The sequence below is a fragment of the Helicobacter bilis genome, assembly GCF_900198365.1.
Lineage (GTDB): Bacteria > Campylobacterota > Campylobacteria > Campylobacterales > Helicobacteraceae > Helicobacter_A > Helicobacter_A bilis_B.
In genome coordinates this window covers 19,652-46,499 of the sequence record NZ_FZMS01000016.1, presented here as the reverse complement: position 1 = coordinate 46,499, position 26,848 = coordinate 19,652, and the positions used below count along the sequence as shown (strand labels likewise).

General features: G+C 34.2%; 20 protein-coding genes. 10 read left to right on the top strand and 10 right to left on the bottom strand.

Annotated elements, in window-relative coordinates; all coding sequences use genetic code 11:
• Window positions 1-244 precede the first annotated feature (244 nt).
• Window positions 245-391 (top strand): hypothetical protein, encoded by a 147-nt coding sequence (locus tag C6H08_RS11220; protein WP_158656793.1) that lies wholly within the window; start codon window positions 245-247, stop codon window positions 389-391.
• Between the two features lie 349 nt (window positions 392-740).
• Here C6H08_RS11220 and C6H08_RS02995 read toward each other — a convergent pair whose 3' ends face one another.
• Both C6H08_RS02995 and dapF read right to left on the bottom strand, forming a co-directional pair.
• On the bottom strand, window positions 741-1,430 hold the full coding sequence (locus C6H08_RS02995; RefSeq protein WP_034578921.1) for a hypothetical protein: 690 nt from the start codon (window positions 1,428-1,430) through the stop codon (window positions 741-743).
• 21 nt (window positions 1,431-1,451) lie between these two features.
• Window positions 1,452-2,234 carry a diaminopimelate epimerase gene (gene dapF / locus C6H08_RS02990; RefSeq protein ID WP_020995706.1) on the bottom strand — a complete coding sequence of 261 codons (783 nt, stop codon included), beginning with the start codon at window positions 2,232-2,234 and terminating at the stop codon, window positions 1,452-1,454.
• 159 nt (window positions 2,235-2,393) lie between these two features.
• Between dapF and dnaX the strand changes: the two genes are divergently transcribed.
• From dnaX to tsaE, 3 genes are all read left to right on the top strand, one after another.
• Window positions 2,394-5,300, top strand: a complete 2,907-nt coding sequence (gene dnaX / locus C6H08_RS02985; RefSeq protein ID WP_052099934.1) for a DNA polymerase III subunit gamma/tau — start codon at window positions 2,394-2,396, stop codon at window positions 5,298-5,300.
• Window positions 5,301-5,375: 75 nt separating this feature from the next.
• Window positions 5,376-5,723, top strand: a complete 348-nt coding sequence (locus C6H08_RS02980; protein ID WP_138196154.1) for a hypothetical protein — start codon at window positions 5,376-5,378, stop codon at window positions 5,721-5,723.
• 203 nt (window positions 5,724-5,926) lie between these two features.
• Entirely contained in the window at window positions 5,927-6,364 is a 438-nt protein-coding gene (gene tsaE / locus C6H08_RS02975) for a tRNA (adenosine(37)-N6)-threonylcarbamoyltransferase complex ATPase subunit type 1 TsaE (RefSeq protein ID WP_034562808.1), read from the top strand.
• A 101-nt stretch (window positions 6,365-6,465) separates the two neighbouring features.
• On the opposite strand, the gene C6H08_RS02970 is transcribed toward tsaE, so the two are convergent.
• Window positions 6,466-7,059, bottom strand: coding sequence for a phospholipase D-like domain-containing protein (locus C6H08_RS02970; RefSeq protein WP_233708459.1), 594 nt, complete (start codon window positions 7,057-7,059; stop codon window positions 6,466-6,468).
• A 97-nt stretch (window positions 7,060-7,156) separates the two neighbouring features.
• On the opposite strand from C6H08_RS02970, the gene C6H08_RS02965 reads away from it, so the two are divergent.
• On the top strand, window positions 7,157-10,948 hold the full coding sequence (locus C6H08_RS02965; RefSeq protein ID WP_194145877.1) for a midas domain-containing protein: 3,792 nt from the start codon (window positions 7,157-7,159) through the stop codon (window positions 10,946-10,948).
• Window positions 10,949-11,049: 101 nt separating this feature from the next.
• A complete protein-coding gene (locus C6H08_RS02960) occupies window positions 11,050-12,468 on the top strand; it encodes a mannose-1-phosphate guanylyltransferase/mannose-6-phosphate isomerase (protein ID WP_034578923.1) in 1,419 nt (472 codons plus the stop codon).
• Between the two features lie 269 nt (window positions 12,469-12,737).
• On the opposite strand, the gene C6H08_RS11795 is transcribed toward C6H08_RS02960, so the two are convergent.
• Together C6H08_RS11795 and C6H08_RS02955 are read right to left on the bottom strand one after the other, a co-directional pair.
• Window positions 12,738-13,073 carry a hypothetical protein gene (locus C6H08_RS11795; protein ID WP_233708458.1) on the bottom strand — a complete coding sequence of 112 codons (336 nt, stop codon included), beginning with the start codon at window positions 13,071-13,073 and terminating at the stop codon, window positions 12,738-12,740.
• A gap of 14 nt (window positions 13,074-13,087) precedes the next feature.
• A complete protein-coding gene (locus C6H08_RS02955; protein ID WP_233708457.1) occupies window positions 13,088-13,996 on the bottom strand; it encodes a hypothetical protein in 909 nt (302 codons plus the stop codon).
• 556 nt (window positions 13,997-14,552) lie between these two features.
• Here C6H08_RS02955 and C6H08_RS02950 point away from each other — a divergent pair.
• On the top strand, window positions 14,553-16,526 hold the full coding sequence (locus C6H08_RS02950) for a methyl-accepting chemotaxis protein (protein ID WP_034580451.1): 1,974 nt from the start codon (window positions 14,553-14,555) through the stop codon (window positions 16,524-16,526).
• A gap of 317 nt (window positions 16,527-16,843) precedes the next feature.
• On the opposite strand, the gene C6H08_RS11460 is transcribed toward C6H08_RS02950, so the two are convergent.
• The 4 genes from C6H08_RS11460 to C6H08_RS02935 form a co-directional block, all read right to left on the bottom strand.
• Entirely contained in the window at window positions 16,844-16,999 is a 156-nt protein-coding gene (locus C6H08_RS11460; RefSeq protein WP_194145880.1) for a hypothetical protein, read from the bottom strand.
• A 311-nt stretch (window positions 17,000-17,310) separates the two neighbouring features.
• On the bottom strand, window positions 17,311-18,945 hold the full coding sequence (gene groL, locus C6H08_RS02945) for a chaperonin GroEL (RefSeq protein ID WP_034562804.1): 1,635 nt from the start codon (window positions 18,943-18,945) through the stop codon (window positions 17,311-17,313).
• A gap of 18 nt (window positions 18,946-18,963) precedes the next feature.
• Entirely contained in the window at window positions 18,964-19,233 is a 270-nt protein-coding gene (gene groES, locus C6H08_RS02940; RefSeq protein WP_034562802.1) for a co-chaperone GroES, read from the bottom strand.
• A gap of 139 nt (window positions 19,234-19,372) precedes the next feature.
• The gene (locus C6H08_RS02935; RefSeq protein ID WP_034562800.1) at window positions 19,373-20,476 is read right to left on the bottom strand and encodes an MraY family glycosyltransferase; all 1,104 of its coding nucleotides are present in this window, start codon (window positions 20,474-20,476) and stop codon (window positions 19,373-19,375) included.
• 583 nt (window positions 20,477-21,059) lie between these two features.
• Between C6H08_RS02935 and C6H08_RS02930 the strand changes: the two genes are divergently transcribed.
• Together C6H08_RS02930 and C6H08_RS02925 are read left to right on the top strand one after the other, a co-directional pair.
• Entirely contained in the window at window positions 21,060-23,063 is a 2,004-nt protein-coding gene (locus C6H08_RS02930) for a methyl-accepting chemotaxis protein (RefSeq protein ID WP_104686096.1), read from the top strand.
• Window positions 23,064-23,549: 486 nt separating this feature from the next.
• Entirely contained in the window at window positions 23,550-23,732 is a 183-nt protein-coding gene (locus C6H08_RS02925) for a hypothetical protein (protein ID WP_034562798.1), read from the top strand.
• 181 nt (window positions 23,733-23,913) lie between these two features.
• Here C6H08_RS02925 and fliI read toward each other — a convergent pair whose 3' ends face one another.
• Entirely contained in the window at window positions 23,914-25,278 is a 1,365-nt protein-coding gene (gene fliI / locus C6H08_RS02920) for a flagellar protein export ATPase FliI (RefSeq protein WP_052100054.1), read from the bottom strand.
• 80 nt (window positions 25,279-25,358) lie between these two features.
• Between fliI and tig the strand changes: the two genes are divergently transcribed.
• Window positions 25,359-26,651, top strand: coding sequence for a trigger factor (gene tig, locus C6H08_RS02915; RefSeq protein ID WP_034580449.1), 1,293 nt, complete (start codon window positions 25,359-25,361; stop codon window positions 26,649-26,651).
• Window positions 26,652-26,848 lie beyond the last annotated feature (197 nt).

Below are 26,848 nucleotides of genomic sequence, written 5' to 3'. Positions count from 1 at the left end.
TCTACTTGCAAGTTTTTTGAAATTCTTACTTGTAGGTTTGACATATTTTTTTGATACATCTTTATGCAATCCTCAACGCATAATTTGTTATAATACTGCATTATTTTAAGAAACGGAGATTTTATATGTATCATGTAGTTTTTTTGTGCTAATGACAATTATATTAAATATCTTGCCCCTTTATGTTATAGCATTGTAAAAAATGCAGCAAATAATACTCAATATGATAAGGGTGAGAGTATAAATGTTGGCGAAAATATTACTATGGGAGGGGGGAGGGGGAATACCCTTGCATTATAGAATCTTAAAGCCATTCTATCGCACATATATACAAATCAAACGCGCTTTATTTAAACTTAGCTATAAACCACCACGCGTAGTGTATAAGTAAAGTCGTATATAAAGACTTTTTAATAAGCTAAGAATTGTGTAGGTGAGATTTAAGTTTTAAAATCTATCTTACTTGGGTGTGTGTAGGGCGTGGGGTGCAAAAAATGAAATTTAGATTTTAACTGATATTGACATATAACCAATTCTATAATTAGATTGCCTATTGTTATATTTGGCATTAAAACAGCATTGTCTATCCAAGTTGTGGATATAAAAATCAATAATCATGCAAACAATACAACATTCACTCCACTTACATACTCAAAACCCCAAATCTTTAACCCCGCTTCATTAGTAACATTTCACTCAGTCTTAGTTACTATGAGAGACTTTATATTAATATGACATAACTATTTATGATTTATATCATCGCATTCTTGTAGTGTCGTTGTATTTTTGGAATCTTTTGTTTGTAATGACTTGAGTAGCGATTTATTGCCCGATTGGCATGAGGCATCTTGTATGACTAGAGTATCGCCTTTTATTTGCACTTTTTGTGATTGTGTTGTTTTATTTTGTTGATCTCGTCCTGTTTTGGCATTGCTATCTGTGAGTGTATTGGCATTTGCCGCATATATGCTACATATAAGGCTAAATAAAAATATAGATAAGATTCTATATATGGATTTATAGAGATAGTGTAGAGTTAGTGTTGCTTTAGACTTAGTATTTATAAACAAATAGATTAAGTGTAGCTTCTTAGGTATTTTACCTTGCTTTTTGTGAGAATAAAGGGGCTTTTTGTTGGTATTTTCTAAAATAACTTTATTTGCAGCATGAGATAAAAAATCCTGCCTAGAATCTATTTTAAAGTCTAGATTCCATAGCTTTGTGGATAAAGCTTTATGTTTATTTAAATGTAACATAGATTCTATACTAGATATTTCGCTACGCTCAATATGACAAAGCTTAGAATCTACTTTCGACATACCGCCTTGCTTAATAAAACATGCTGTTTTAGAATCTACATTAAACACTCGCTTATCTTCATAAATATCAGCAAAAACACTAGTATCTTTACTATTTACATTCTCTTTCATTAATAATTCCTTTGACGCAGACTACAAAACACAATCACACACTTTTGTTACAAGTCCAGAAAAATAGATTAAACCATTATTATAAGATACTTGCAATTTCTCTTTGCTTGGTGGTATAAGCGTATAGGTTTTGCTAAAATCTCTTAGGCTGACATATACCGCACATGCCCCTGTGCCACAGGCTTGTGTGATATTTTCTACCCCTCTTTCAAAAGTTACATAATAGATTTTATCATTCTCCCTTATAGCAATATTTACATTTGCATCATACTTATGTCTTAAATGTGAGAGAAACTCTAAGTCATTGCTAAGCAAATTAAACTCTTTCATAGAAGTAGCAAAATACACTAAATGCGGGATACGCATGATAATATGCTCAAACTCATAGACACTCCCCTTTTTATTCTCAACGATATTGCCTTGCAGGACATATTCGCCAAGGTTGCTTTGCACATACGCATGTTTTGAATCTATTATTTCTTTAATGCTTGTATCTATGATCCCCGCTCCACTTAGAAAACTATGATTTTGCGTAGCAAGTTTATTATGAAAAGCATATAGGCTTACAGCTCTACTTGCATTTCCACACATACCAGCAAAACTGCCATCAGCATTGTAAAACTCCCATTTATATGCGATATTAGAATCTTTACTCTCATAAGGCAAAACTACAACCATGCCATCAGCCCCAATACCATAGAATCTATTGCAAAGCTCTACTGCCATTTTCGCACGATTCTGCTCTAAAAAGCTATGAAATATCAAAAAGTCATTGCCACTCGCACAATATTTGCTTATAATCATATCTAATCCTTTAAGCCACATAAGCCACAAACCACAAGAAACCCGCCTATTATACCCAAAATCCTTAACTTTTGTAATAAAGTGTAAGGCTTTATCGCAATATTAAGCTATTTTGTTATAATTTCACTCTTTAACTTGTAGAATAAATAGGGGATTTTAATGGATAATACAACTACACATACAACTGATGAAAATATGCCACCATGGGATATAAACAGAGTCTCACCAAATCCCATTGACCATAAACTTGTATTTACAAAGCCGCTTGATATTTTCTCAATGACTTCAAGTGAAACAAAGCCTACAATAAAGCAACCTGCACAAACCCCAATAAAACAAGAAACTAACAACACACCAAAAACCAAAGAAACACCGATTGAAAGCACAGAGGCAATAGCCCTTGCATTAAAATATAGACCAAAGACATTTGCAGAGCTTGTAGGGCAAGAGAGTGTCGCAAGGACGCTATGTTTAGCCCTTGATAGCAAAAAGATTGCAAATGCGTATTTATTCAGCGGTTTGCGTGGTAGCGGTAAGACCTCATCGGCTAGAATCTTAGCTAGATCCCTGCAGTGTGAAAGGGGCATTACTTCTAGTCCATGTGGGGCTTGTGCGAATTGTATCGCTGCATTAAAAGGCGCACATTTAGACATTACAGAGCTTGATGGTGCAAGTAATAGAAAGATTGATGATATGAGAGACTTACTCGAGCAGACCAAATACAAGCCTACAATGGGACGCTTTAAAATCTTTATCATAGATGAAGTCCATATGCTAACAAAAGAGGCGTTTAACTCACTTTTAAAAACGCTAGAAGAGCCACCAAACTATGTGAAATTTATCCTAGCGACCACAGACCCGCTAAAAGTCCCAGCTACAATACTAAGTCGCACACAACACTTCCGCTTTAAAAAGATTCCAACAACAGCATTAAAAAACCACCTAGCACATATCCTGCAAAAAGAAAATGTAAGTAGTGATGAAGCAAGCCTAGATATGCTGATACGAAATGGACATGGAAGCCTTAGAGATACCCTAACCTTGCTAGACCAAGCCATTGTCTTTTGTCAAAATAGCCTTAATACGCAAAAGTTAGCAGATATGCTAGGTGCACTAGATCCAAGTGCCTTTGACACGCTTTTTCAAGCCCTTTTAAGAAAGGATATGCAGGAATGTATAAAATTTGCTAAATCGCTGGAAGGCTATGAAATTGAGATGATATTAGATGAGTTAAGCCTTTATATTAAGAATAAAATGCTAGAAGAGATACCACAAATCCCACCCGTTTTAGGTATGCGTTATGCAAATATTATTAATGATTCTAAGGCTATGTTACAGCTTGATTGCGATAGTGATTTTTGTCTGTTATTAACTATTCTAAAAATGCTTGAAGCCCAGAAGATACGAGAGGTAGCAAACGCACTAAAACAGCTAGAAAGCATACAAACCCCAGCCCAAAACGCACAAATCACGCAATTATCAAATGAGTATATAGCCACACAAAATAGTATGGAATCTAGGAATGCTATGCAGGTGGATTCTATAAATCCCATTAAAGATTCTATAAATCCTACAAACACTAAAGATTCTATAAATAAAGATTCCTTACCACAAATACAAACAAGTGTAAATTCTAATCTCACAACAGAATCTAGCAATAAAGATTCTATAACACATATTAATACCGCACAAGATTCCATAAATCCTATGCAGTATAATGATTCTGTTAAAAATTCCATAGATTCTATAAATGCGACAATTCCTACAAACTCCAAAGATTCTATAAGTCATGTAAATTCTAATTCCCCAAATTCTACTTCTTTGGATTCTACACAACCTATAAATGCAACAGCACCTAAAGATTCCATAACAGATTCTATAACTACAAATACAACCCAAACCGAAGTATCCAACCAAACAACACAGAATCTACAAACTACACAAATTCAACAAAACACACAGAATCTAACACAAGATTCTAATGCTTTTATAGAATCTAAAACCAATACGCAAGAATCTAGCAATAAAGATTCTAATCTCTTTTTAAATACTCATAATCTAGTGCATTCTAATACTTTAAATAATTCTAATCTATCAATAGATTCTAATAGCTTAACAGAAACTAGCAAAGCCTATATTAATCAGCAAATAGACCCCAGCACAATGGAAACTAATATAAAAACCCCACAAAATGAAACCATACATACAACACAAGAAAACAACGCGCAAGAAGAGTTAATAAAAGATTCTATAACACAAGATTCTATAAATAAAGATTTTATGCCACAAACACAAATAAGCATAAATTCTAATTTCACAATAGAATCTAGCAATAACGATTCTATAACACATCTTAATACCACACAAGATTCTAACATTCAAACAGAATCTAAACTAGATTCTAATAACTCGCAACATTTTAATAACCAAACAGAATCTAATAACTCAATAGAATCTAACCCCACACAGCAAAGCCAAATAGATTCTATAAACACACAGCAAGAAGCACATAAACAACCCTTTAGCCTTACAAAAAACGACAATCTTTTTACAACACTTATAGCAAAGCTATATGAAAGGGATTACAATATAGGTAATCTTTTTGAAAACAAAATCGCATTTGACAAACTCACAGGCAATGTATTGCACCTTATATTTTACACCACAGAGGAAGAGACAGGCACATTGAGACAAGCATACAGCGGTATTATGCAGGTGATGAAAGAAGTCTATGGAGATTCTATAAAAATGCAGGTTGTAAAGCAAAACCCACAGGATTTAGAAAAACTTATGCAAAATACAACCACAAGAGCCACTCAAATAACACATAACAAACTACAAACTAAACAGAATCTAAACGAAACAACAGACAAGAACCCCACCCATACACAACAAGCAGAACCACAGAATCTAAACACAGAAACAAATAACAATCAAACAATGAGTGCAGATCCAGCCATGCAGTTTATCGCACAAAATAGCGATATGTTAAAAAGTATGCAAAATGAACTCGGCATAAAAGACATGAAAGTCATATCATTGCCTGTATCAACGACACTGCAATAAGTAATGCAAGGGCAATGCAGTTTTAAACGCATTATACCAACCAAGCAATATGGAGGTAGAATTATGGAATTTTTAATGTCGATATTTTTTATTCTTATTTTGCTATTTCTAGGCTTTGTAATATTTTGGTGGATAGGATTATTTGTCCCAGATGATAAAGATATGGGAGTCTTAAAAAAGATTGTTTATACGATAATGGGAATCTTAATTTTTATTTTATCTCCACCTATAACTTTTACGAATATTGCGATACTGCTTTGTAGTTGCATTATTGTCATATTAATAATGAAATATATTGCCCCTATGCTATATGTCAAAACTATTCTTTTTATCAAAAAATATAGAAAAAATATAGTTGAGATTCTCTGCTTCTTATTGCTTGTTGCCTTGATAGGTTGCTTAGTAAATGGAAAGATACAATAATCACAAATTTGGAGGATATGAATGGAATCTTTAATGCAAATACTTTTTATCCCCTATTTGTTATGAGTAGTTGTGGTATTTTTGTCATCAAATAGCCACTTTGAGTAGTGATTACAATAAAGGTATATTCACAATAAGGTTTTGGTTTGTATTGCCGATAATATCATCGCTTTAAATTAAAAAAATCTTTCAATAGGAACATCATGCAAAGCATTTTTCACAGCACAAACACAAAAGAACAGCTGAATGAAATTATAGGTTTTATCAAGCTATTGCAAAAGGAAAACAACTACACCAAAAAGCCCATAAATATTATCCTTTTAAAAGGGGAAGTTGGCATGGGGAAAAGTCATCTTGTGCATGAGTATTGCAAACACAAAGGCATTTTAAGTAGCTCCCCTACCTTTGCCTTTTTGCATGAGTATAATAATGAGATATTTCATTATGATTTGTATTTAAAGAATGATGAATACGCTATGATGAGACTTTATGAATCTTTAGCAAACAAGGGCTTACATTTCATAGAATGGGGCAGTGAATCCCTATATCTACAACTACAAAACATGGGCTTTTCTTGCATACTCTTAGAGATACTCCCTACTGATAACACCAACACAAGAGACTATAACTTTTTAATATGAAATTTAGAAGCTATAAATAAATGCTTACAAACAAACATAGATTCTATAAGTTAGATTCTACACAATAAAATCTCCCCCAAGCAACACTAAGAAACAAAATATTAATAACTCATGAATGGTGTGCATGCTTTAAGCATTTTATTGTAATAACCCTGTGATTTTTGGATAATCTCTTTAGAATCCGTAAAATATAATGATTCATAGTTATTCTCAAACGCATTTTTACTCCAGTTTGCACTACCAAATCCCACTAAAGCCCCATCGATAATAATCATTTTATGATGCATAATGCCTTTATATTTGCCATTTTTTGCGGGATTTCCCTCTAGCAAACAAGTATGGATATTTGCAAATTTCTCAAGGTAACCAATGGTGCTATTATTGACACTTTTTTGCCCCATATCATAGATAATATTTATTTTTACACCCTTGCTACTTGCATCACGCAGGGCTTTTGCTATCTCCCTATTTGTAAAGCTATAAATGGCAATATCAATGCTTTTATTTGCTTGTTTAATCACTCTAAGTAATTCACCCAATGCCTCTTGTTGTTCGTAGGGCATGAGATAGATTTTCTCCATCGCTGATAATGGCATAAAAGCACACATTATACTTAAGCATACTATTACAACTTTTTTCTTCATTTTATTGAATCCCATGTTTCTTGTCGGTAAAAAGTGTGTATTTTCTTGCATTTAAATCCTTACTATATAAAAATAAAACAATTTTGTATTATAATGCTAAATTTATCAGTTTTTGTCATAATCATCATTAATTTTCAAGAGAGCGTATATGAAAGTCTTACTCATCAATCAGAATCCAGTTATTAAAAAGCTTGTTGGCATGGCAAGTAAAAAGCTAAACCTTGAGGTTGAAAATGTAGCACGCATTGCTAATGACTTTAGACCAAAAGATTATATATGTATCATTGTAGATGATGAGAATGTAGGCAAAAATCTTGAGCGACTAACCGCCCTGCAAGACCAAGTGAAAGTTTGCTTACTTTTTGCGCGTAAAACACAGATTAAAAAACATGAATTTAATATTGCGATACAAAAACCCTTTCTCCCCACAGATATTTTAGAAATACTCAATGACTGCATACCAAAAGAGGGCGAGATAAAAGAAGCAGATGATGAAATATCAAATGAAGGGCTAGAAGAATATGATAATGTAAAGTCTGTTAATGAAATTGATATGGACTTAAAATCAGCAGAAATTACCCCGCCAGATGGCATAAATATAGACACCGCAAAACTTCAAGCAGAAGCTGAAGAGATTGCGGGTGAAGATACAGATTCTATGCTTGATTTTAATCCAGATTCACTTGATTTTTCAGATCTTCAAGCCGCTGGTGAAGTAACGAGTGAAGAAGTTGCAGATTCTACGGATAGTGAAAGCACGGAAGAAGAAAACAATACTGCCAACAAAGAAGATTCTATTAAAGAGGGTGAAGAAGAGCCAGAACACAGAGTTGGCTCAATATTTGATAGCGATTTAAGCGATCTTAAACCAAGCAGTGATAATCCGCTTGATTTAGCAAACTTTGATCTTGATTCTATTGTGGATTCATCAGCTCTAAAAGCTGCTAGTTTAGGTATCCCAGCACAGATAGAAGGGGAAGCAAAAGAAGTAGCAGATAATCTTGGCGATGATGAAGATGATTTGTTTTTGAGTGATGATGAAAGGGATTTATTGCAGCCTAGCCCTAAGAAATTCATGCAGGCAAAAAAAGAGGAAGAAGAACTCAAGGCAAAAGAGCAAGAAAATAATGCAGGTGATACAGCAGATACACAATCTTTAGAAAATGAAAGTTTAGATGATATATTAAATGATGAGAGTTTAAAAAATGTAAGTGATGATTCTAGCACAAACGATATAGAAGCGGACGCAAACACAGAATCAGCAAACAGCGATTTAGACAATATTGATTTAGAATCTTTAGCTTTGCAAAGCGATATAACGCAAGAAAAAGATGAAAGTATAGAATCTGGGGCTAATATCACAGAAAAAAACACAGATAATCTTACAGCAATAGATAAAAAAGAGTTAGATGATATGGGGCTAATGGATATGGATTTAGATACACAAGCCCCTCAATCAACACCCAAACCAAGTGTAGAAAATGATATAGATTCCATTGATTTAAGCGGACTTGATGAGACACTAAGCAAACAAGCCACACAAGATACCACAACCACAAATACGCTAGATGATGCCTTTGATGAATTGAGTGCTGCTCTAAATAGTGCTTTTGATAATATGATATTAGATGGAGAATCAAGTGATGAAGCAAAAGATTCTGTGGAGAGTGATTCTAATTTAGAAGATTTAAAAAATATAGATTCTACTACTAACTTGAGCGATTTAGATGTAGCAGATTCTACAACACAAACAAAAGATTTAGATTCTAAGGAAACAGATAATATACAACTTGATGACTTAGACTTGCAAATAGATGAAACTACAAACACAGATAACAGCACAGAATCTAGTCTAGATTCTAATCCTAAAGAAATAGACAATCTAGCACAAGATGAGAGTTTAGAAACCAAAGAAGCTGATGATTTATTGCTTGACTCACTTGATTTAGATTCTACGGGCATAACGCACGACATGGAATCTAAATCACTAGATACCGAAAATAAAGAAGATGAACTTAACTCTTTATTGCAGCTAGATTTGCAATCACAAGAAGATAGAGAAGTAGAAACAAACGATATACAACAGCTAGATAGTGATTTATTAGATGCTTTAGAAACAGATGATTCTATATCTAGTGAATCTAGCGTAAGCGATGAATTACCAAATGATTTAATAGATGATCTCAATATAGACACAGATTTAACACCAGCAAAGACAGAAGAAAGCATTGATGATATACTCAACATGCAAGAAGACCAAAGTAAGAATACAAATGCAAACACTCTAGATGATGCGTTTGATAATCTCACAGAAGCCCTTGATAACGCATTTGATAGTGCAATAAATGCAGAAGAAAGTAAAGATTCTAAAGAAGCAGATAATATGAGTCTTGATGATTTAGACTTGCAAATAAATGAAACTGCAAATGAGACTGAAAACACAGATGATAATATAGAATCTAGTCTTAATTCTAATCTTTTAGATATAGATTTAGACAACAAAGCCAAAGATGATGAAAGTTTAGAATCTCTTTTAGATTCTGATTCTGAAACAGCAAATACAGACAATCTAGCACAAAATGAGAGTTTAGAATCTCTTATTGATGATTCTAGTGAGTTACTAGAATCTAAAGCACAAGATAGTGAAAATATGGATTCTAATGATTGTCATGTTGAGCAAAGCGAAACATCTAAAAATCTAGAATCTAAAGAAGCCGATGAATTATTGCTTGACTCGCTTGGTTTAGATTCTATGGACATAACGCACGACATGGAATCTAAAACACTAGATACCGAAAATAAAGAAGATGATATTAACTCTTTATTGCAATTAGATGATGATCTCAATTTGCAATCACAAGAGAGTAAAGAATTAGAAACAAATGATACACAACAGCTAGATAATGATTTATTAGATGGGCTAGATTCCAATGATTCTCCAGTTAGCACCCCAGATTTAGAATCTAATACATTAGATGATTTAAATTTAGACAAAGATTTAAGCATAGAAATAGATGACACAAAAGCACCTGATTCTAACCAAATAGATATGGATTTAGAAGCAATGCTTAATATTGATGAAGAGCTACAGAATCCAGATAGCAAACCACAAGTATTACAAGAAGACACTTTGGCAGAAGTGAATGAAGCCTTAGAAGCCTTAAATGATAAAGTGGCTTTAAATGATAATACAGATTTATCTCAAGCAGATGATATAAAAGATGAATTGCTAGATCCAGAGAATAAAGACAGCATGGATTTAGATAATGCAGATGACTTACTCACAGATTTCTTAAGCGATAGCGATTCTAGTGAGCTAGATTTGCAAAAAGACTTAATTGATGGGGAAACTCACACACAAGATGGCATAGACACAGATTCTAATGTGCTTGATGATATGTTAGCAGAGTTAGATTCTGAAAGTTCAACTGACACTTTAGAATCCAGCGATATTGCTTCTAATGATAACTCAACAGGGTCTCTAGAAACTAACCCCGATACACTCTATGTCGCCCTACCTTCCAATGAAGAAACACTTGAAAATCTCACAGAAACAGAGTTAGCAGAAGCACTAGGCGAGATTACAGATTTAGATATTGTGCGTATTGATCCAAATGATATTAATCCAAATCAACTCAATCAAAATAAGCTTGATGAAACACGGGATACACCAGCCATTAACACAGAATCTAGCATAACAGATACACAAGAAATAGAATCTAATCTTAATGAAACACAACTAGATGATACAATGCCATTAAATAATGAAGCACCGCTAGACACTCTCAGCACAACAGATACTATCAATAAAGACAATGTAAAAGAGCTTGATGCAAATTCTCTTATCGATTTTTTCAAAAATACGCCAAAAGAAAAATTACATGAAATTCTTGATGGTTCTGAAATCAACTTTAGCATTCATTTTGGTAAGGATAAATAGAGATTGTGAGTCTATAAGATATGTAAATTGCTTGGTGTTTGCTAAACACTTTAGGCTAGATTCTAGAATAATAAAGCGATAATCTAGAAAAAAGGAAAAATATGGTTGTTTCAATCTTATGTGGTGGTAGTGGGACGCGTCTTTGGCCCCTTTCAAGGAAGCTTATGCCAAAGCAATTTGCAAAACTAATCGGCGAAGATTCCCTTTTTAAGATGACGCTAGAGAGAAACGCTAAGCTTTTAAGCGTAAATGATAGTTGGCAGGTTATCACAAATGATAAGCATTATTTTCTAGCCCTTGATATAGCAAAATCGCTCAATATAGACATAGATATGTTTATCCTAGAAACCTTGAGTAAAAATACCGCAGCAGCCCTGACTTTAGGGGCAATGCTTGTGGAAAAACAAAATCCAAATGAGATTATCCTAACACTTCCAAGTGATCATATTATCCATGATGATAATGCGTATAAGGCTTGTGTAGAGATGGCATGTCAGTTTGCAGAAAAGGGTAATATTGTAACATTTGGCATTACCCCAGATAGACCACACACAGGATATGGCTACATTCAAGTTGAAAATAATGAGACAAAACAAGCACATAAAGTTATAGCATTTCATGAAAAACCAGATGAAAAACAAGCAAAAATCTACCTAGAAAAAGGTGGATATTACTGGAATAGTGGCATGTTTTGCTATCAAGCAAAAACACTTTTAGATGAGATGAAAGTCCATGCAAAAGAGATTTATGAATGCTGTAATATCTTATTAGAATCTTCTTTGCGTAACAATAAGAGCGAATTTGTGCGACTTGATAGAAAACTAAGTGAGGATTTACTCGATGAAAGCATTGATTATGCTTTGATGGAAAAGACTGATAAACTTTATATGATTCCAAGTCATTTTACATGGAATGATGTTGGGAGTTTTGAATCTTTATGCGAAGAGCTGCCAAAAGATTCTAATAATAATGCGATGAATGAGCAAAGCATTGCTTTCCATTCTTGCAACAATCTCATTATGTCTAATAAAATGGTAGCAACATTGGGGATAGATGACTGCGTTATCATTGATACGCAAGATGCACTTTTAGTAGCAAAAAAAGGCTATACACAAGATGTAAAAAAGATTGTAGCCAAGCTAGATTCTATAAAAAGTCCATTAGTTGAGATACACAATAAAGCTTTTAGACCATGGGGTAGTTACACCGTGTTACAAGAAAGTCCTACATACAAGCTAAAAAGCATTGTGGTAAAACCAAAGCATAGACTAAGTTTGCAAAAACATTATCATAGGAATGAACACTGGATTGTTGTAAGTGGGAGTGCATTAGTCCAAATTGAAGATAAAGAAATCTTTCTATCACCAAATCAATCCACATATATCCCTATGGGACACGCACACAGGCTAACAAACCCGGGGACAATCGATCTTGTTATGATAGAAGTGCAAGTAGGGGAGTATTTGGGCGAAGATGATATTGTAAGACTTAGTGATGATTATGCAAGAGATAATTGCTAGGTGTGGTAGTTTTATGGAAACTAGTTGTGATGTATAGGCATATTTCGCATTTTTGTGTAGATATCTATTATTTTTTAGTGAATGTGATAAGAAAAGTAGGTTCGTAAAATGTATACTAATCTCTATGTTACAAGCATTAGCTATCAATACTTGATTTTGCTACAAGTTTCTGAGCTCTATTGCATGTTAATCCATGCTGTTAGAATCTTTTTTATGTAGTTTCTTAATAATAGTAAGGTTTAAGCATGCATCACAAAACTACATTTTAATCAAGGTAAATCACTCACAATAAGCTGTGATTTATGGATATAACCTATCTTTGCTTCCGTGATTGTTTGTGTCTTTGGCGAAAGGCTTGGTGGGAAATAAAGCACCTTTATCCATTCTCGCCCCATAACTTCTTTATAATCGCTAGATTCAGCCCTTTCATAGCCAAGCTGCCTTTGCCATTCACTCACACCTTTAACTTCCCATAGCGACATATTGAGATTAAGCAGTAAAATCTCTTCACTTTTAGCAGTGGGGATTTGCTCTAGAATCTTACCATTTGGCTTTTCACGCAGATTCACATACTTATCTGTGCTATTAATAGTAAGCCTATACATATTAAATTCTTTATCTATTTTTTAGCATAGGTTTTTCTATCATTTGGATTATCTTGTAGCTTTTTTCCCACTTTGATATTTGTGATGGTTATATCTTTCCCAGCCGCACACGCTGAAAAAACCCAAGGCATAATACCTGCAATCTCTACTTCCACTTCATAGCCTACACTCCCGCCAAGCCTATCTTTATACCACTTTGGCAAAAGCTGGGCAAACTTGTCATAATACTCACGCTTATCTAAAACAATATGCCCACCATTGATAAACTCTAGCCTAGAATCTTGCGTCTTAAAAGTGCTAAAATATGCGGAATTATCACACGCACTCACTTCATTAGGTGGCAAAGAAAAGTCGGCGTGAAAAGTGAGTGTGCCTTTTGCCTTTATGGGTTCTTTAAAGATAAACTCACACTCACCACCACCTGCATCACCATAGCCACAATTTATTACCCCTTGCTCTTCTTTGTTTATTCTTGTGGCAAATATGGCATTATGCTTAAAAAAGAGAAAAGATTCATAAGTTTTTTGTGTGGTAAAAATCTGCTTATAATCTCTCACATCTTCTCCACTAAACCAAAACACTAGTTGTCTATGCAAGTCATATTCTGCCTTAACCCCAGCTTTATTTTCATCACCCAAAATAATGCCATATTCTGCAAACAAATCCCCAAATTCTTTAGCAAGAAATGGGGAAAGTTTAGAGAAATAAATACTCTCAAACTCCCTATTACCCCCACCATTATACACGCCATCTATCCCATCTACAATGCCAAATCTAGCAAGTGTTTTATACTCATTAAAGCTTAAATCCCTTTGCTTAGATATAGATTTTAGTTGCGTGAGATAGGCTTTTAGCTCTGTAAAATCCCCTTGCTTTATGCGATTTACATCAAGCTCCTTTGCAAATAAAAACGCACTTAACAAACATAGAAAAACTAGAATCTTTTGATCTTTTGCATATTAGCCCCTTTAAATTATATAAAAAACTTTTATAATGGTAGCATAGATTCTAAAGAGTTGCTTTACTAAAAAAACACCCTAGAATATTAAATGCTGTATTATCTAAAATCTTATAGGATTGAGTTTTAATGCAGTGGTTTGCATAGAAATTAGTTTTAAGTCAAATAGGTGGGCTATATGGTTGTAGGGGGGGGGGGTATAATGTTTAGAATCTAAACTGCACATCTCTAGAATCTTCGGTACTAGAGCTGATCCTTAAGGCATGTTTTCAAATATCTGTTGGGAATCTTAATGCATAAAATACACCGCCGTATTAATTTTTAAAATTACCGCAACATTACATTGGGATTAACATTATTCTCTACTACATACCATAATTCCAATACAATAGAATATATTGTTTGATAGCTACTTGGTTGCTTTTTATTGATTTAAGCCAACATTTATATTTAATTTTGTATTGCTTTGTTTTTGATTTTTTATTACAATGCTTGATATTTGCAAATGAAAAGGATTATATATGAAGTTAAGTGTTACACAAAAATTGCAATTATCAACAATAGCTATGCTTATTGCTATACTTGGTATATTTGGGGTGTATAAATGGCTTGATTCAAAAGCAAATTTTATGAAAGCCTCCAATACGCAAAAAGAAATTCTATTAAAAGCAGTTTTACTCTACATAGATGACTATATACAAGAAAAAAGCGATAAATTAGCGAGTGTTGCCACAACGCTAGAACAGAATCCAAAGTTTTTAAATCGCGATGAAATCTATGATTTTTTAAATAAAACCGCGAGAATGTCTGGCTTTGATGCATTTTATATCGCTTATGTGAGCGATGGTGAAGCGATTATGAGTAGAAAAGATGAGCAATATAGCTTTCCTAAGATTCTCATGGGGAGTGATGGAGGCAAATATGATGCAAATACTAGAGATTGGTTTAAAAATGCGTTATCTCTAGGAAAAGACGGCGTTTCTGCACCATATGTGGATTTTGTAACAGGGGATTTAGCTATCACTTTTTTTGCACCTATACGAGTAAATGGTAAGATTGTAGCAGAGATTGTAGGGGATTTATATCTGTCTCAATTTTCTAAAGATGTGCAGTCTCTTAAGACATCGCCGACAGGACGCACATTGATATTTGAAGATCTATTTTATGTTACACCCGGAAAATATATTATGGATGATTCTGGAAAACCCTTTGTTGCGACGCTGAAAGAGGGGATTGCAAAGCATGGGATAAGCCCATTTCGCTACATCTCTCTTTTAGATAATAAAGAAAGACTAGCAGCATGTGGTAAAACTCAAATAGGCTGGAACACTTGCATTACCAACTCGACAAAAGACTATGATGAAGCACTTAGAGACATAGCCATCAATACATTATTGTGGTCGCTAGGCTTTATCATAATCGCATTAGCTATTATGACTTTTATTATCCGTTATATATTAAATCCTTTGAATATTATACGGAAAAATTTAAGGCAGTTTTTTGAGTATTTGCAATATAAGATTCAAACCTACACGCCGACACATATAAAAAGTAATGATGAGTTTGGTCAAATGTCAGATGAAATAAATGAAAATGTGGAATTCATTACAAAATTACATAAGCAAGAAAAGTTATTGCAAGATGGTTTTCATGAAGTAATACAGGAGGTTAAAGAGGGTAAGTTTGGCAAACAGCTTATAATAGATTCTAAAAATCCTAATATGATTTCCTTGCGTAATTCTATAAATGAAATGAGTGCGGCGTTATGCGAGACGATCACTATGGATTTATCGCGCATTCTTAGTGTGTTTAAGGAAGCAAATGAGGGTAATTTTAAAAATCAAATCATAGATCCTATCGGCATGGAAGTTAGTGTCAATATGCTTATTCTAAATATCTCAAAAATGTTGCAAACTTCTCAAAAATTAGCAAATACGCTAAATACGCAAAGCGATTTATTGAATACTTCAGTGATACGATTGCAAGAAAGCACACAGAATCAAGCAAGCGCATTGCATCAAACTGCAAGTGCTATTGAAGAGATTACAAGCTCTATGGCAAGTGTCAGTGTGCGTAGTGATGAAGTGATAAGTCAAAGTGAAGATATTAAAAATATCGTTGTTGTGATTAAAGAAATTGCTGAGCAAACAAACTTACTTGCATTAAATGCAGCGATTGAAGCAGCAAGGGCTGGAGAGCATGGCAGAGGCTTTGCAGTCGTAGCCGATGAGGTGAGAAAACTAGCAGAAAGAACACAAAAATCACTTAGTGAGATAGAATCTAATGCCAATGTTCTCACACAATCAATACATGAGATGACAAAATCTATTGAAGAGCAATCTTGCGGTATGAATCAAATTAACGAACAAGTTTCACAACTTGAGATTCTCACAAAAGATAATCTTCAAGTCAGCAACAAAGCACAAGAGATTAGCCACAATGTCGCAAATCTTGCAACAGAGATTCTAGAAGATGTGAATAAAAAGAGTTTTTAAAATGTTTTGTTGTGTGTAGTTTTTGCAAGAAAACTATATTAAAGATTTAGTATCATTAAGCAATGGTATTATTGCAGTATGTTTGTGATTCTCTCATTTTCACTTAAAAAATGATATAGATTAGATAATTTCTATTTATTATTGCAAGTGTAGAGCCTAGATTTACTCATGTAAGCATTGGGCAAAAAAAATATTTTTAGAGTCCGAAGCTAAAATATTTTGCTATGTTAAACATAGAAAAAGCAAGATTCTATAATACTAAATATTAAGATTTCATAGCCAATAAACATTAGAGAAAAGTCCAAACAAACTTTAAGCTATTGGATTGTCCCTAAATCTAAATCATTATGTCTGCCATAGATATTTGCACGATAGGTAATATCGGTATTGACTAAAAGCGGAATCATTTTTAATAAGCCTAAGCCCACTTCAATATATGCTCCATTTGCTTTAAGATTAAGTTTCTGAAACAACGGCATTTTAACATAAGATTTCAGCTATAAAGGGTTTTATAATAATATTGTTACTCTACATGTTTATATTTCATAAAAATAGAAATCAATCATATTAAAAGGCATATTTGCTTCAATACCGCAGTTATAAAAAATATAGATTCTAAAATTTTGTTTGCATGATTTATGAGGGTGCGTGTTAATCGTTTGCAAGTGTATTTAATTGTTTAAACAAAATTTATTTGTAGTTTGTTGTTTAAACTCTTATTCAAGCTATATAGTTTGTTCTATATAGCCTTTAAATAAAGAGTATTTGAGTAAATAGGGCTTTATTACATCATACCGCCCATTCCGCCCATATCAGGCATAGCTGGGGCTGGTTTGTCTTCTTTAATATCAGTGATAGCTGCTTCTGTTGTTAAAAGTAGGCTAGAGATAGAAACCGCATTTTGAAGTGCTACACGAGTAACTTTCAATGGGTCAATAATACCTTCTTTAAACATATCTACATATTCGCCATTACTTGCATTAAAGCCTGTTTTGCCATCTTTTGCTTTGCTTACTTCATTGATAACAACACCAGAATCATAACCCGCATTTGTAGCGATTTGTGCTAAAGGTGCTTTTACTGCTCTATGGATAATGTCAAATCCTATATTTTCATCACCTTTTAATGAAGCATTTTTTGCATTTACCTTACTTGCTGCATGAATAAGGGCTGCACCACCACCGATGACAATGCCTTCTTCAACCGCAGCTTTTGTCGCAGATAGTGCGTCATCTACTCTGTCTTTTTTCTCTTTCATCTCTACTTCGCTTGGCGCACCAACTTTGATAACTGCTACACCGCCAGAGAGTTTTGCAAGTCTTTCTTGCAATTTCTCTTTGTCATAATCGCTTGTTGTAGATTCGATTTGAGTGCGGATTTGTGCTACTCTTTCTTCTACTGCTTTTTTCTTACCCTTGCCATCAACGATTGTTGTATTGTCTTTGTCAAGCACGATTCTTGCTGCTTGTCCTAAATGACTCATATCAATGCTTTCAAGCATAAGTCCTACTTCCTCGCTAATCACATCGCCACCTGTAAGGATAGCAATATCTCTTAGCATTTCTTTTCTTCTATCACCAAAGCCCGGAGCTTTTACAGCAGCTACATTTAACACACCGCGAAGTTTATTGACTACAAGCGTAGTTAGGGCTTCACCCTCTAAATCTTCTGCGATAATAAGTAAAGGGCGACCACTTTTCATTGTAGCTTCTAAGATAGGCAGAATGTCTTTCATTGAAGTGATTTTTTTATCAGTGATTAGGATATATGGATTCTCAAGCTCTGCGCTCATTTTATCCGCATTTGTAACAAAATAAGGGCTTAGATATCCTCTATCAAACTGCATACCTTCAACTACGCTTAATTCATCATTAATACCTTTTGCTTCTTCAACGGTTATAACGCCATCTTTACCTACCTTCTCCATAGCATCAGCGATAAGCTTACCTATGTTTTCATCAGAGTTTGCAGAGATTGTTGCTACTTGTGTAATCTCTGCTTTTCCACCAACTTTTTTGCTTCCTTTTTTAAGCTCTTCAATGATTAAAGCACTCGCTTTATCCATACCTCTTTTTACTTCAACTGGATTAGCACCCGCTGTAATATTTCTTAAACCTTCTTTAAAAATACTATGTGCTAAAACAGTCGCTGTTGTAGTGCCATCACCTGCTGCATCAGCAGTTTTACTTGCCACTTCTTTTACAAGCTGTGCTCCCATATTTGCAAGTGTGTCTTTAAGCTCGATTTCTTTTGCCACACTTACACCATCTTTTGTGATTGTAGGTGCACCATAGCTTTTTTGAATCAAAACATTACGCCCTTTTGGACCCATTGTAACTTTTACTGCGTTGCTTAACGCACTTACACCTTCATAGATTTTATTTCTTGCTTCATCGCTAAATTTAATATCTTTTGCCATAGTTGCTCCTTATTTCTATTATTTTAAAACGCCAAGAATGTCTTCAGATTCTAATACGATAAAATCTTTATTATCGATTTTAACCTCATTGCCCTTATATTTGCCAAATAGGACTTTATCGCCTTTTTTGACTTCATCATCTTTCTCGACTTCTTTGCTTACTTCTTTGATAACACCAATACTTGGTTTTTCAGTCGCATTATCAGGAATTATAAGTCCAGAAGCTGTCTTTTTTTCCTCTTCAATTCTTTCAACCAATACTCTTTTTCCTAGTGGTTTAAAAGCCATTGTCATTCTCCTTATACAAAAAGTTCATAATTAGCACTTAAAAATTTTAAGTGATAGAATCATACTCATTTTTTGGTTAATAAGTCAAGATTTTATAGTGATATATTAAATAATATTTAGTGTATTAGACTAAATATTATTAAGCTTTATTGTATAAATTAACACTTTTTCTCCATAAAATAGCAAAGCAAAGCACATAAAATAGGCAAAAACAAGCACTAGCAAGTAAAATCATAAGAGTATCCGTATAATAATATGTTACAAAAATAACAAAACATGCAAAAAAAGTGTTAATGATAAGTGCCGCTGCGTTTCCAACATATCTTTGTAATATATGGTGTAAATGTAAATCATGTCGTTGCCACACGATATCAACCAATATAGCTATATTTTGTTTTCTAGTAGAACACAACTGCATAATGAGACTTGCAAATACACTTGATAGTATAGAGCATATAGGATAAAGTATTAAAGCCATGCAATACCACATATTGATTCCATAATATAGCACACATAAAAGTAGTAATGCCCCAATGCAAAATCCAAGCAAAAATGCTCCACTACCACCTAAAAACATCTTGCCAAATGGATAGTTAAAAAGCAAAAAAACAAATAGGATTCCAAGCAATACGCTCGCAGCAAAACCAATAAAATTACTCTGTGTTTGATACGCAATATAACATAAAGCACACAATACGATCATACTATATAATGCCGCATTGCCATGTATGCCATCTATTGTATTCATGCCATTTGTAGTCAAAAAAAGTGCTATATAACATGGCAGCAATAGAAATATTAAACTATAATCGTGATTCATATCTAGTAAATAAAAAAGTAAATGAAGCACACAGAATCCACATATTTGTATGCAAAACACGAGCCATAGAATCATTTTGCCATAAATGTCTTTTATAATGCCACTACAAAGCACAATAGAGCATGCAATATAAAAATGAAGCCCGGCATATTCGTAAAAATCGCCAACATTTGTGCGTGATACATGATTATTGTGAGGAATAAAAGGTATTTCAATCCCACCCAAAACTACAACTACATAAGCAATAAAAATGCTAATGCCACCACAAAGTGGCGTAGTTTTTGCGTGAAGTTTAAAGCTTTTTGTATCGGGTTTATCCTGCATAACATTCATGGTTTGTGCGAGAATATATGAAATACCCATAGTGATACAACCGCAAAATATCCCAAGATTTGCAAAATATAAAAGCGTAGAAAACTCCATAAACTTACTCCAAATATGTCTTTATAGGGATAAATTATAGTAAATCTTATAAGTATATTAAAAGCTAGGCTAGTTAAAGATTTATGCTAGTAAGAATTATAAAGAATAACTATAAATCTTTCAATCCCATTTAAACACACAGATATTCTAGGATTCTCATGTTGAAGTTGCAAAACATCTAATTATAAATCCATGAAAGATATTTTGCCTTATTTCAAAAGATATGGCGTTAATAGATTCTAGATTCCGCACGAAAGCAGATATTCAAAATTAGTATGATTATATACTTCAAGCCGAATTGCGATAATCATTAGAACTTTAAAAAGATCATAAACCCATAGGAATATTCCAAAAAAGTATAAAAATGTAACACTAAAGAATAACAATATATTCAAATAAACTTTTTTAATGAGATAAACATAATTTTAATTATTTATGTGTAATAATCTCTGCTTATGTCAAATTCACTTTACATTAAATTAACATTCACTACACAAGGCAGTGTAGAATGTAGTATGAAATTTTTCACTATCTTGTAATATGTAGCATGAGATTCTTAAATAAGGGAAAACCTATGAAACAGATGAGCATTAAGACAAAAGTTGCACTCGTTGCAGTAGCGGTTATTATGCTTGGCATTATTACTTTAAGCATAATTACTATGGCTATGCAAAAAAGCGAATCTATGGATCACGCAATATCATCACAAGCAAATGAATTGCGTATTGTAGATTTGATCTTGCAAGATTCTAATCAAAAATATTCTATTGCATTAGAAGGCTTAGCAAGTTCTATTAAGTCTTTACCATCAAGCATGTTTGAAGATGAAGATGTTGCTATAAGGGCGGTTGGTGCTTTCTTGCAAACACATAGACAATCAACCGGTGCACTAAAATCTTATGTAGGTTTTCCTAGTGGTGCTATTGTAGAATCTGAAGAGGGGACTGATAAGCAGGGTTTGCCATACAGAATGCGTGGGGGCAAATATACAAATGATTACAATGCCACGCAGCGTCCTTGGTATATCTGGGCAGTTGCGAAAAATGGTCTTTATCAAACTGAAGTATATGAAGATTCTGTAACTGGTAAGCCAAATATGAGCTATGCCTATCCGGTTGTAAAAAATGGTAAGGTTGTAGCAGTCGTTGGTGTCGATATTTTATTATCTACTTTGCAAGATTATTTTACCTTTTTGCGTGAGAAAAACGGTAGCACCATCTTTGTGCTTGATGATAAAAATATCCCATATCTTGCAACTGATACAGAAATCATTATGAAGAAAGCTGCGATATTTGATGAAGTGGCACAATGGTCTGCAAAGACAGGTGATTTTGAGGCATTTGAAATTAAAGATAAGGGCATTACAAGACTTGCGCAATGTAAAACTTCGCATGATAAAACATTTTCACTATATACTTTGTGTAGTTTTGAAACACTTGATGATATAGAAGCACCTATCAAAAGGCAGGGATATGTGCAAGTGGGCATAGGGATACTTTTTGCGTTGATCGCTAGTGCGGTCATTTTTGGACTTGTTAGCTTTTTCTTACGCCCTATCGATAAGATTCAAAAAGGTTTGATTAACTTTTTTGCATTTTTGAATCACGAGAGTAAAAATACACAAACCATTGATATTTCTTCCACCGATGAGTTGGGCGTAATGGCAAAGGCGATCAATGAGAATATTGAGAAAACAAAGCTAGGACTAGACCAAGATTCCAAAGCCGTAGCCCAGTCAGTGGAAACAGCAAGGATTATAGAATCTGGTGATTTTAGAGCAAGTATTACAGAAACACCACATAATCCACAATTAAATGAGTTAAAAAATGTATTAAACCACATGCTAGATGATTTAGAGAAAAAGATAGGCAGTGATACAAATGAGATAGCAAGAGTATTTGATAGCTATGTTAATCTAGACTTTACCACAGAAGTAAGAGATGCAAATGGTAGAGTAGAAGTCGTTACAAACACTTTGGGCGAAGAGATTCGAAAAATGTTGCATACAAGTCAAAAGTTTGCAAAAGATTTAGAATCTAAGTCAAAAGAGCTAGAAGAATCAGTGCAAACACTCTCACAAAGCTCAAATCATCAAGCAAGTTCTTTGCAACAAACCGCCGCCGCAGTAGAGCAAATCACTTCATCAATGCAGAATGTAAGCAGCAGAACAGGCGAAGTTATCACGCAAAGCGAAGATATTAAAAATGTAATAGGTATTATTAGAGATATAGCAGATCAGACTAATTTACTAGCACTTAACGCAGCAATAGAAGCAGCAAGGGCAGGAGAGCATGGTAGGGGCTTTGCAGTCGTTGCTGATGAAGTGAGAAAACTAGCAGAGAGAACACAGAAATCTTTGGGTGAGATTGAAGCAAATACAAACATACTCGTTCAAAGCATAAATGATATGGCAGAATCTATAAAAGAACAAGCACAAGGTATCAGCCAAATCAATGAAACCATAACGCAATTAGAAAGCATTACACAACAAAATGTAAGCATTGCAAATCATTCACAAGAGATAAGCTTTGCAGTAGATTCTGTTGCTATGCAGATTTTAGAAGATGTGAATAAGAAGAAGTTTTAAATGATTGTAAATGTAAGAGGATAGGTTAGTCAAAAGATTGAAAAGGATTTAGCAAGGCTGGAGTTAAGACTCCAATAAGTTTTTTAAGCAATGAATAACTATAGCATCAAAAAATCACTTGTAAAATCCTCTGCAAAAGCTTTATCCATGGTTGCACTAGATTCTAGATGTAGGCCTTTTACTTTGCAAATTGCAACAAGCAAAATATTCCCACTTGCCATTTTGAACCTTTGATCTTAAAAAGGGTAAAAAGTTTCATTTAAGTTGTAGTTTTTTTTGTTTTATAGATGAAACTATTGTGGATTTATAAAATTAAACATGTCTTTCATGCCTTTATTTGCTATTTTTCTCATTTGCACTACACTTTCTTTATACTTTGATGGTCATCATGGTTTTATTATAAAAAAGGCTTCATACCCTTGATTTGTTTTTTTTGTAGAATTCAGTTGCGCCGCATGTGCGTATATTTTATTATAAAGGATAAACATGGGATTTTGGGATAAGGCTAAGGGCTTTATGGATTCGGCTAGTGAAAGTGCGGAAAGAGTGCTTAAGAGTAAGGCAGCGAGCATGAGTGATTCGGAACTGCAGGATCTTTATTCTCGCACAGAGAATGCTAATACTAGAGCAATAGTGGAAGCGGAGCTTAGAAAAAGAGGATTATTATAAGATAATCTGCTAAGTCTAAGTCTCTTACCGCAGCATTACAGCTTTAATAAAAACTACAATGCAAATCTATCTATTAAGTTAGAATCATGATAGATTTGCAGTCAAATCTTACATTCTGTATAGCCTTAAACATTAAATTAGTTAAGTTTTACTCTAGTTTCTAAACCAAAACAAAATTTTACTACATACCACCACTATTTGCTATCTCTATCATTTGCGTAATGCTTTCTTCATAACTTGATTGCATATTTTCATCTTGTCCTAAAAACTCTTCCATTAATGCTTTTTTATCAATCGCTTCATCAAGCTCGACATCACTGCCTTTATGATAGCTACCAATGCGGATTAACACTTCATTTTCTTTCAAAAGAGCTTGCATACGGCGAAATTTCCTTGCAGCGTTTTTATGCTCTTGTGAGATAATATCGTGCATAACCCTTGATGATGAGTTTAGTATATTAATAGGCGGATAGATTCCAAAATCAGTTAGATTCCTATCAAGCATAATGTGTCCGTCCAAAATGCTTCTGCTTTGGTCAGCAATAGGATCATTTAAGTCATCGCCCTCCATAAGCACGGTAAAAAATGCGGTAATGCTACCTTTACCCTCTTCCTTACCAGCACGCTCCATTAACTGCGGCAGAAGTGTTAAAACTGAAGGTGGATAGCCCTTACTTGTTGGTGGCTCTCCTAAGGCTAGTCCTATCTCTCTTTGAGCCATTGCAAAACGCGTTACAGAATCCATGATAAATAGCACATCATGCCCTTTATCCTTAAAAAACTCCGCTATTGCCATAGCCGAGAATGCCCCATATTTTCGCATAAGTGGTGAGTCATCACTCGTTGCCACGACAAGCACGGTATTTTCAAGATTCCCACCTAAGTTTTTCTCGATAAATTCAGGCACTTCTCTGCCCCGCTCCCCGATTAGTGCTACAACCTTTATTTGTGCGGCACTCCCTTTTACAATCATACCCATAAGTGTTGATTTACCCACACCAGACCCAGCAAAGATTCCCATTTTCTGTCCTTTACCGCAAGTAAGCAAAGAATCTATGCTTTTTACTCCCACACTAAAGACTTCATCTATAAGCCCCCGTTTTAACGCAGAAATAGGTGCGTTAATGATAGGGGTGCAAGCACTCGCATATAACGCCCCAAGACTATCAAGTGGCACACCTAAAGGATTTATCACTCGCCCTAAAAGCTCATCGCCCACAGGGATATTTAAACCCTCTTTTGCGATCATCACTCTATCACCACTCTTAAAGCCCTCTGTAAAACTAAAGGGACTAATGCTAAATACTTCTTTATGTGTAGCGATTACAATGCCCTCTGTGCGTGTATCATTACCGCGGATAAGCCATACGACATCGCCCACACTTGGTGATAAACCGACTGCCTTTATGATATTTGTCTCCACAGAGATAATCTCGCCAAAATTTGGCGAAAGATTCGTTGTAAGGCTTAGTTTTTGTTTTAGATTCTCAATAGAAGCAATTTTAATAGTTTGTTGTTTTGCGTTGTTATCATGTGTTTTAGACATTTTTGCTCCTTAAAAGATTTACAAACAATAAAAATTTGGTTACAATACGAAATTATACTTAAAAACCCTTAAGGATAGTTATGAATACAGAAAGAATTAACGAAGCAAATGCAAAAGCAAGTGGAAAAATCGCTATTGAGACGATTAATAAGCACATTGAAACACTTGCAAGTAAGTATGCAAAAACTATGAAGCTAGATGGCTTTAGAAAAGGTAAAGTGCCAGTGAGTGTTATAAAAACTCGCTACAAAGATAGTCTGCTTGAAGAATCTCGTCAGCAAAGCATTAATGAGTTTTTTGCGAATGCTATTAAGGCATTAAATATCACCGAAAAAGATGTGATAGGGCAACCACTTATCTCAAAGTTTGAAGAAAGTGAAAGCGGTATTGATATTGAGCTTAAAATTGGCATTACACCGACATTTAGCGTTGATGATGCAATCTCTTGTATGCCAAAGTTTAAACCTGAAAAAATCACTGATAAGCAAGTAGATGAGCGATTAGAGCAACTCGCAAAAAATCGCGCTCCGGTCGCGCCATCAAAAGCTAAAAAGCTAAAAAGCGGACATATAGCACATATTGATTTTGAAGGGTTTTTAGATGGCAAGGCATTTGATGGTGGTAAGGCAGAAAAGTTTGATTTAACAATTGGTTCTAATCAATTTATCCCCGGTTTTGAAGATGCCTTAATCGGCATGAGTGTGGGTGAAGAAAAGATGATTGATGTAACTTTCCCAGAGGATTATCAAGCCCCAAACCTTGCAGGAAAAGCCGTGCAATTTAAGGTAAAATTACATGCTATCAAACAAAAAGATGAAGTAACTATTGATGATGCCTTTGCAAAGGCTATTCTAGGCGATAAAGAAGAGAATACTCTTGCAACACTAAAAGATCAAATCAAAAAAGATTTAGAGAGAGAATCTAAAATGAAGCTTTATAATGAAAAGCTAAAAGAAGAAGCCCTAGAAAATATCGCAAAGAAATTTACATTTGATTTGCCAGAAAATATTTTAGAGCAAGAAATGAATGTATTGCTTAATAATGAAATATCTAGCATGAAGCAAGAAGAAATAGAAGCTTTAAGGGGCAATGAAGATAGGGTAAAAGAGCTAAGAGAAGCACAAAGACCAAAGGCTGAGATGAGTGTAAAAGTTACTTTTGTCGTGGATAAACTCGCAAAACAAGAGAAAATCAGCGTAGATGATAATGAAGTATTTCAAACGCTTTATTATGAATCTATGATGAGCGGACAAAACCCACAAGATGTGATTGAGCATTATCGCAAAAACAACCTTCTACCAGCAGTAAAAATGGCAATCATCGAAGATAGAGTTATCACGCACTTGCTTGATAAGCATAATGGGGTTAAATAATATTTCTCATAACCTCTTCCCCTGTTTTTCTCAATACACATTGAAATAATTAAGACAATATCATTCTAGCTTGAGTGTGAAGTTAGAGTGGTTTTTTAATGCCTCATTTTATTCCCTTTTTTATATTCTCGTTTATGAAATATGCAAGATTTTACAACATGTTTTTATGTGTGATGTTTTTCTTGTTTTATTTTATT

Coding starts and splice junctions, on each gene's coding strand:
- C6H08_RS11220 (WP_158656793.1), top strand. CDS start 245: ATGTTGGCGAAAATATTACTATGGGAGGGGGGAGGGGGAATACCCTTG.
- C6H08_RS02995 (WP_034578921.1), bottom strand. CDS start 1,430: ATGAAAGAGAATGTAAATAGTAAAGATACTAGTGTTTTTGCTGATATT.
- dapF (WP_020995706.1), bottom strand. CDS start 2,234: ATGATTATAAGCAAATATTGTGCGAGTGGCAATGACTTTTTGATATTT.
- dnaX (WP_052099934.1), top strand. CDS start 2,394: ATGGATAATACAACTACACATACAACTGATGAAAATATGCCACCATGG.
- C6H08_RS02980 (WP_138196154.1), top strand. CDS start 5,376: ATGTCGATATTTTTTATTCTTATTTTGCTATTTCTAGGCTTTGTAATA.
- tsaE (WP_034562808.1), top strand. CDS start 5,927: ATGCAAAGCATTTTTCACAGCACAAACACAAAAGAACAGCTGAATGAA.
- C6H08_RS02970 (WP_233708459.1), bottom strand. CDS start 7,059: ATGCAAGAAAATACACACTTTTTACCGACAAGAAACATGGGATTCAAT.
- C6H08_RS02965 (WP_194145877.1), top strand. CDS start 7,157: ATGAAAGTCTTACTCATCAATCAGAATCCAGTTATTAAAAAGCTTGTT.
- C6H08_RS02960 (WP_034578923.1), top strand. CDS start 11,050: ATGGTTGTTTCAATCTTATGTGGTGGTAGTGGGACGCGTCTTTGGCCC.
- C6H08_RS11795 (WP_233708458.1), bottom strand. CDS start 13,073: ATGTATAGGCTTACTATTAATAGCACAGATAAGTATGTGAATCTGCGT.
- C6H08_RS02950 (WP_034580451.1), top strand. CDS start 14,553: ATGAAGTTAAGTGTTACACAAAAATTGCAATTATCAACAATAGCTATG.
- groL (WP_034562804.1), bottom strand. CDS start 18,945: ATGGCAAAAGATATTAAATTTAGCGATGAAGCAAGAAATAAAATCTAT.
- groES (WP_034562802.1), bottom strand. CDS start 19,233: ATGGCTTTTAAACCACTAGGAAAAAGAGTATTGGTTGAAAGAATTGAA.
- C6H08_RS02935 (WP_034562800.1), bottom strand. CDS start 20,476: ATGGAGTTTTCTACGCTTTTATATTTTGCAAATCTTGGGATATTTTGC.
- C6H08_RS02930 (WP_104686096.1), top strand. CDS start 21,060: ATGAGCATTAAGACAAAAGTTGCACTCGTTGCAGTAGCGGTTATTATG.
- C6H08_RS02925 (WP_034562798.1), top strand. CDS start 23,550: ATGGGATTTTGGGATAAGGCTAAGGGCTTTATGGATTCGGCTAGTGAA.
- fliI (WP_052100054.1), bottom strand. CDS start 25,278: ATGTCTAAAACACATGATAACAACGCAAAACAACAAACTATTAAAATT.
- tig (WP_034580449.1), top strand. CDS start 25,359: ATGAATACAGAAAGAATTAACGAAGCAAATGCAAAAGCAAGTGGAAAA.